Genomic DNA, 5,770 nt, shown 5'->3' on the forward strand with positions numbered 1-5,770 from the left:
CGGTGCAGGAGTTGGCGAAATGTATCCGCAACAACCTCGACTGCGCCGATATCTGTACGACGACCAGCCGGGTACTGTCACGCCACACCGGCTATGATGCCAACCTGACGCGCACCGTCCTGGAGGCATGCGCCACCGCGTGCAAATCCTGCGGAGACTCGTGTGACCATCACGGCAGCCGCTACGAGCACTGCAAAGTCTGCGCCGAGGTGTGCCGGCGCTGCGAATCAGCTTGCCAGCAATTGCTGAAGTCACTCGACTGACGGCAGCCGAAATAGGAGTAGACGCGGCCAACAATCAACGCTGTTGGCCGCGTTCTTCGGCATGACCCGCGCACCTTCTCGCATCGGCGTGGTGTGAGGACCAAACCCGTTTGATGCTCCCGGTTTAGGAAGCTGAGCCTTCGCGCAACAAGTTTGGCTGCCACAACCCACCGACGGCGTCACGCGAACATGATGGCTAGCCCGGTGGCCATGCACGCCTGACAGAGCAGTCGCAGGTGGGTGAGCTGCGCGGTGTGCGGCACCGGCTTGGTTCTACGATCGGCGAAGTACCGATACAGCCAACACACCGCCGTCATTGCGAATCCGACGGCCGCGGTCAAGTTGACAGCGGTGATCCATCCGGGTTCGGGTGCAGGCCAGGACGTCTCCGGTGCCGATATGTCCGTCCCAGGCATCTTCATGCCTGGCGAACCAGACAGGGTGTGGTCGGGTGAGTGACCGGTCTGGCCCGGCAGGCCGCCGTTCATCACTGCGTACATCCACGCCATCGCTGCCATCATCACGGCGTAGTAGCCGTTGGTCAGTCGATCCGAGGTAGCGGAAGGCGCCCGGCCAGCCGCAAGCACGAACCAGAGCGCCGCCAGAACGAAGAAGACCATCGGCCCGACTGTCGGAAGGCCCATTCCGACGGGCCAGGCCATCGCAATCATTGCCGCCGACATCACGAGATGCAACACATGATTGACAGTGCATGTCCTTCGGCCACGTTGCGCGACAAGGATATACACGTAGCCTGCGATGCTGACACCGAAGAAGACGGTGACGATCCACCGCAGCACGAGACCGCCGATCACGAAATGCGACATCGGGCCCTGGTGAATGCTCCGCGCTGCGCCGACATCGGCGGGTGTCTCATTTGTCGAGAGATTCGGGACTTAACGATGTGGTGCACCCGCGCCGGGCTACACGCTGCGCGATCTCCACCAAATCTGCCTGACAGTTCGTCGTCTGATACCTCGCCGGACTAAGCCAACCGCTTGGATGGCTAGCGATCTTGAGGGTTTGTTTCGCCGGGGGTTCTCGGCGCCCCGAGCCGGCGGGAGCGCAGCTTTCGTCCCTGCTCGGCAGTGGTGACTTTGGCTCGACTTGAACCGAGTCCGGCGAACCTCAGTCACTGGGTTCGACGGACGGTCGCGGCGCTAGGCCCCGTTGATCAGTCGTTGCAAGTGCACGAGGAGCAACCGCATGCGCAGCCAGGTGCTTGGGTGCAAGAGGGGTTACCGCACTTACATCCGGTGGACTCGGAGCGACTGGTTTCGGTTTCCTTGATTTCACTCATGACTAAACGGTACCCCGGTAGGGTATCTGCGTCAAGCGCTATGCGTGAGTCATGAGTGGCAATCAGGAGCGAACGAGGCGGGCGATGGCGGCGGAGGCTTCGACCAGTTTCGCCTGGGCCTCGTCGCCGCCCTCGGCGACCGCGTGGGTCACGCAATGGTCGAGGTGCTCGTCGAGCAGGTTCAGCGACACTGACCGGAGGGCACTGCTGGCGGCGCTGATCTGGGCGAGGACATCGATGCAGTACTTGTCGTCCTCGATCATCTTCGCGATCCCCCTCGAACTGGCCCTCACCATGGCACTCGGACACATCGCCGGATACCAGAACATCCCGTCAGATCAACGCCGGGTTGATCAACAGGAAGGCCAACCCAGCTCACGCTAGGTGTCTCATTTGTTAAGAATCGGGACGAGCAAAATTGGAGTGATTCCAAAACAGTTTCTGCAGCTCGCGCTGCCGCGTGCCGTCTCGTTTGTTGTCTCAAACCGGCGTGTCTCGAATCTGTTGTGCCGCAGGCTATGAGACGGTTTGCCGGTGACCTCGATTCTGGGCTATGCCCGTGTCAGCACTACCGGCCAGGACCTCGACGGGCAGCTGACCGCGCTTGCCGCCGTCGGCGTCGATGCCGACCGAGTGTTTACCGACAAACTTTCTGGGTCGGCCAAGACAGCCCGGCCAGGGCTGGCCGCCATGCTCGATTACGCCCGCGCCGGCGACACCGTCGTCGTCACCGCCATCGACCGACTCGGCCGCTCGGTCGCCGAAGTTACCCGCACCATCGCCGAACTCGGTGAGCGCCGAATCCTGTTGCGCGCCTTGCGCGAAGGCATCGACACCGCCACCTCGACCGGGCGCGCGGTCGCAGCCATTATGGCGACGTTGGCCGAGCTTGAACTCGAGCTCGGCCGTGAACGCCGCGCCGCATCCCGTGAGTCCCGCCGCGCCCGGGACTTGCCGGCAACCAAACCACCCAAGCTGAGTGCTGAGCGACAACAGCAGCTGTGCCGTCTGGCGGCGACCGGGGAGCCGGTAGCCCAACTGGCTACGGCTTTTGGGATCGGGCGCGCGACTGCCTACCGCTACCTTGGTGCGGCGGTCCAAGGTTGACGGGTTTTCCCGAGCTGGTCAAGATGGGAGTGAGGCAATCGATTTTGGAGTCACGCGGCCGTAAGGATGACCAACGGGACCACCAAACACTTGACTACCTGCGCCGCAAGCGCATCCTCGACGGCGGGCTTCACATGGACCATGTCGGTGGCCCAGCAGAACCCATGCTCTGGATATCCGATGCCTGCTGTGGAGCGGTCACGCAGATGCGCTGCGGTGACCAGCACTGCTACGCCTTGATCGAGTCGAAGGTCACGCTCGTCGACGTCCAAGTCTGAGCCCAAGAAACGCGAAACCCCAGGCCCTGTCGTCCGGCAGGATCTCCTGGGGTTCACTTCCGATGCTCACCGCAATGGCATCGGCGTCCCCACCACTATATCCCCATAGCACCCATATGGGCGACACCTGCGCATACGCGGTGATGCACTCGCCTCGCCGAGGGCCAGGCCCGGCAGACTCAGGGCTTGTGGCGGAATTGCTGATCGCGGTCAATCCCGATGACGAGTCCCGGCTGCGGCTGTTGCTGCGGGTCCCGCTGCCTGGCGGTGACCTGCTTTTTCGAACGTCAGGGACTTGGCCGCGGGAGAAGGCCTTGTTCGCCTATCCCGTCCCGCTGGAAGAGTGGCCCGAGGATCCGGTGATCGTCGAACGAGTGCCACTGAGGTCGTGCCAGCGGCGCGGCGCGGCGATCGACGTGATCGCCGACCGGTCCCGGCACAACCGCTCCCAACTCGTGTTCACCCAGGCGCGGGGCCGCGACGCGGTGTTTTGGCAGTCACCGCGCACCCGTAAGCAGGCACGCCCGAACGTGCGCACCCCCACCGCCCGCGCCTACGGCATCGAGGAGTTGGCGATCGTGATCGACAGCCACGAGCAATACGCCTACCGATTCCCCACCCAGCAGGTCACCACGATCAAGCGGGCGCTGCCGTGCGGGGACTACGGCATGGTCATCGACGGCCAGCTGGTGGCCAGTGTGGAGCGCAAGTCGCTGGCCGATCTGGTCGCCAGCCTTACCGGCGGCAAGCTTCGTTACCAGGTCGGCGAGCTGGCCGCGCTCCCCCGGGCGGCGGTGGTGATCGAGGACCGCTACTCACAACTGTTCAAACTCGACCGGGTTCGCCCCGCTGTAGTCGCTGACGGCCTCGCCGAGCTACAGGTCCGCTGGCCGAACGTACCCGTCGTGTTCTGCGAGACCCGCCAGCTCGCTGAGGAATGGACCTACCGATTCCTGGCCGCCGCCCACACCTGGGCAGTCACCGAACACGCCGCACTGCAACGCATCTCACCGACCACGAGCAATGCAATCGAACTCGATCAGGCACCGGTCGCGCCGGCACCGTCCACTGCGGAGGTCCGCGCCTGGGCCCGCAGCGCCGGGTTGCCGGTGCCCGATCGCGGGCGGCTGCGCCCCGAAATTTGGGCTGCCTGGCACGACGCGAACCCGCCCAACCGAACCTAGTGTCTAGGTCTGACGCAGCTGTCCCGGAAAACCCTCTCGTTATCGGGACGGTGGGAATCTCCTATGTCAGGACGTCGCGCTATACGTCTGACCAGGCATATAGTCGGTGATGCCTGCGGCAATAGCCTTCAGGAAGTGAGCCCGAGACCCGGCCGGACGACCGTGGCGCTCGGGCTTCGCGCTTTGTAGGCAACGATTCACGCACGCCGGACCTCAACGGTGGACCTGACGCTGGCCACGCACGGATTGCCTTTTGGCCGGGCGGTGACGGCGCCAAGCCCGCAACCCTTCGGTTAACAGCTGACGAGCATTACCTCAGATTGCTGATGCCACACATACGCACGTCGATATAGATGCACATATGTATTTCCATATCCGCATTACATGAGGTCCTGGTGTGCCCAGAGGATCGCCGTCACCACTAGGGCTTGCACGCTGGTGTCCTCGTCGGCCGCCAATCTTTTCAGTGTCCGGTGTATGCCGCGGGGCAGGTCAAGCGTCGTTCGCGCCCCGCTACTCGCACGTCGATGCTCCATTGAGGCCGCCGCTAGCCCTGCTGCGTCCTGCAACCCTGCGCTGATAGCGGCTCGAATCAGTTCGGTCATGGTGGTGTCTGAGTCCAGGGCGCGGCGTTTGAGCCCGGTCCGCAGGGCCGGGGCCAGATGCAGCGTGGTGCGCATCGCCTCGTGCGACCCAGCCGTTCGCGCCGCCGGATTATCGAGGCGCTCCTCGTGGGGGCTTTGAAACGTGCTCGCCGCCCTGGCTGCTGCTGCGGCTCCGGTCGGCCGGCGGATGACCGATGCGCGCACCGTATCTGCCGTCGAGGGCTTCGCTCTCATACCGTTATCTCCTTTTCAAGCCCTACCGATGCCAGCAGCTCGTCGAAAACGTCGCTGTAATCGCCTAAATACCGCGGAATCCCGCGACCGAACGACCGCTCGATCGCGGTTAGATTCCGCACGATGTTGCGCAGCACCGGCGCGTTCGCCTCAATCAAGCCGCGCGGCATCTCCACCGCCTCCACTTTCCGTATGTCGACGAGGGTCAGCAGGACCGTCGTCGACCGGTGCGCGGTGATATCGAGCGTCGGCCATACCCGGTCAATATCCGCCGCGCGCGGCCCGGTCGGAATGATCACCAGGTCGGCGGCGTCGATCGCCGCGTCGATTGCGGCGGCCGTCCCTGGCGGTGTGTCTACCAGGATCAACTCACCTGGCTGGCTAGACAGCTCCCGCAACCCCGCCGCGGTCGCCGGGACAACATCGAACGGCAAAGGTGTGCCCAAATGCGCCGCACGATCCGCCCACGACGACGCCGACCCCTGCGGATCGGCGTCCACCACTCGCGTGGGCATACCCCGACGCACCGCAGCCGCCGCCAAGAACATGCAGGTCGTCGTCTTCGCGACGCCACCCTTCGTGTGCACAAGTGACCAAATCACGATACAGACCATACATCCATATACGCATCTAGATGCGTATATGCCGTAGGCGCGGCGTGGCATAGCCCCGCATCAGTTTTTCTGTCAAAATGGCATTCATGCGGAAGAAGACGACCGTCTACATCGACGAGGCTCTGTTGCGTGCAGCGAAGGTAGCCGCTGCACGGTCAGGCAAGCGCGAATACGAGGTCTTCGAG

At 63.7% G+C, this 5,770-nt stretch carries 8 protein-coding genes; 4 read left to right on the forward strand and 4 right to left on the reverse strand.

The window, feature by feature from the left end:
- On the forward strand, window positions 1-263 hold a 263-nt coding region (locus AC2VON_RS24395), incomplete at its 5' end, for a four-helix bundle copper-binding protein (protein ID WP_486955141.1).
- 179 nt (window positions 264-442) lie between these two features.
- Here AC2VON_RS24395 and AC2VON_RS24400 read toward each other — a convergent pair.
- A complete protein-coding gene (locus tag AC2VON_RS24400; RefSeq protein ID WP_486955142.1) occupies window positions 443-1,090 on the reverse strand; it encodes a DUF5134 domain-containing protein in 648 nt (215 codons plus the stop codon).
- A 535-nt stretch (window positions 1,091-1,625) separates the two neighbouring features.
- The gene (locus AC2VON_RS24405) at window positions 1,626-1,892 is read right to left on the reverse strand and encodes a metal-sensitive transcriptional regulator (protein ID WP_486955143.1); all 267 of its coding nucleotides are present in this window, start codon (window positions 1,890-1,892) and stop codon (window positions 1,626-1,628) included.
- Window positions 1,893-2,097: 205 nt separating this feature from the next.
- Between AC2VON_RS24405 and AC2VON_RS24410 the strand changes: the two genes are divergently transcribed.
- The 3 genes from AC2VON_RS24410 to AC2VON_RS24420 all read left to right on the forward strand — a co-directional run bounded on the left by AC2VON_RS24410 (window position 2,098) and on the right by AC2VON_RS24420 (window position 4,132).
- Complete coding sequence (locus AC2VON_RS24410) at window positions 2,098-2,670, forward strand: recombinase family protein (RefSeq protein WP_486955144.1); 573 nt, start codon at window positions 2,098-2,100, stop codon at window positions 2,668-2,670.
- Between the two features lie 23 nt (window positions 2,671-2,693).
- Window positions 2,694-2,948 carry a hypothetical protein gene (locus AC2VON_RS24415; protein ID WP_486955145.1) on the forward strand — a complete coding sequence of 85 codons (255 nt, stop codon included), beginning with the start codon at window positions 2,694-2,696 and terminating at the stop codon, window positions 2,946-2,948.
- A gap of 188 nt (window positions 2,949-3,136) precedes the next feature.
- Window positions 3,137-4,132, forward strand: a complete 996-nt coding sequence (locus tag AC2VON_RS24420) for an ERCC4 domain-containing protein (RefSeq protein ID WP_486955146.1) — start codon at window positions 3,137-3,139, stop codon at window positions 4,130-4,132.
- A gap of 380 nt (window positions 4,133-4,512) precedes the next feature.
- Here the strand turns inward: AC2VON_RS24420 and AC2VON_RS24425 are convergent, their stop codons facing one another.
- Together AC2VON_RS24425 and AC2VON_RS24430 are read right to left on the reverse strand one after the other, a co-directional pair.
- Window positions 4,513-4,971 carry a hypothetical protein gene (locus AC2VON_RS24425; RefSeq protein ID WP_486955147.1) on the reverse strand — a complete coding sequence of 153 codons (459 nt, stop codon included), beginning with the start codon at window positions 4,969-4,971 and terminating at the stop codon, window positions 4,513-4,515.
- Window positions 4,968-5,573 (reverse strand): ParA family protein, encoded by a 606-nt coding sequence (locus tag AC2VON_RS24430; RefSeq protein ID WP_486955148.1) that lies wholly within the window; start codon window positions 5,571-5,573, stop codon window positions 4,968-4,970. The genes AC2VON_RS24425 and AC2VON_RS24430 overlap by 4 nt, the downstream gene beginning before the upstream one ends.
- Window positions 5,574-5,770: the final 197 nt, after the last annotated feature.

It is taken from the genome of Mycobacterium sp. TH-M82 (genome assembly GCF_057473605.1).

Bases quoted from the DNA above. Each gene is read 5' to 3' on its own strand.
- AC2VON_RS24425 (WP_486955147.1), bottom strand. From the start codon at position 4,971: ATGAGAGCGAAGCCCTCGACGGCAGATACGGTGCGCGCATCGGTCATC.
- AC2VON_RS24405 (WP_486955143.1), bottom strand. From the start codon at position 1,892: ATGTTCTGGTATCCGGCGATGTGTCCGAGTGCCATGGTGAGGGCCAGT.
- AC2VON_RS24415 (WP_486955145.1), top strand. From the start codon at position 2,694: ATGGGAGTGAGGCAATCGATTTTGGAGTCACGCGGCCGTAAGGATGAC.
- AC2VON_RS24400 (WP_486955142.1), bottom strand. From the start codon at position 1,090: ATGTCGCATTTCGTGATCGGCGGTCTCGTGCTGCGGTGGATCGTCACC.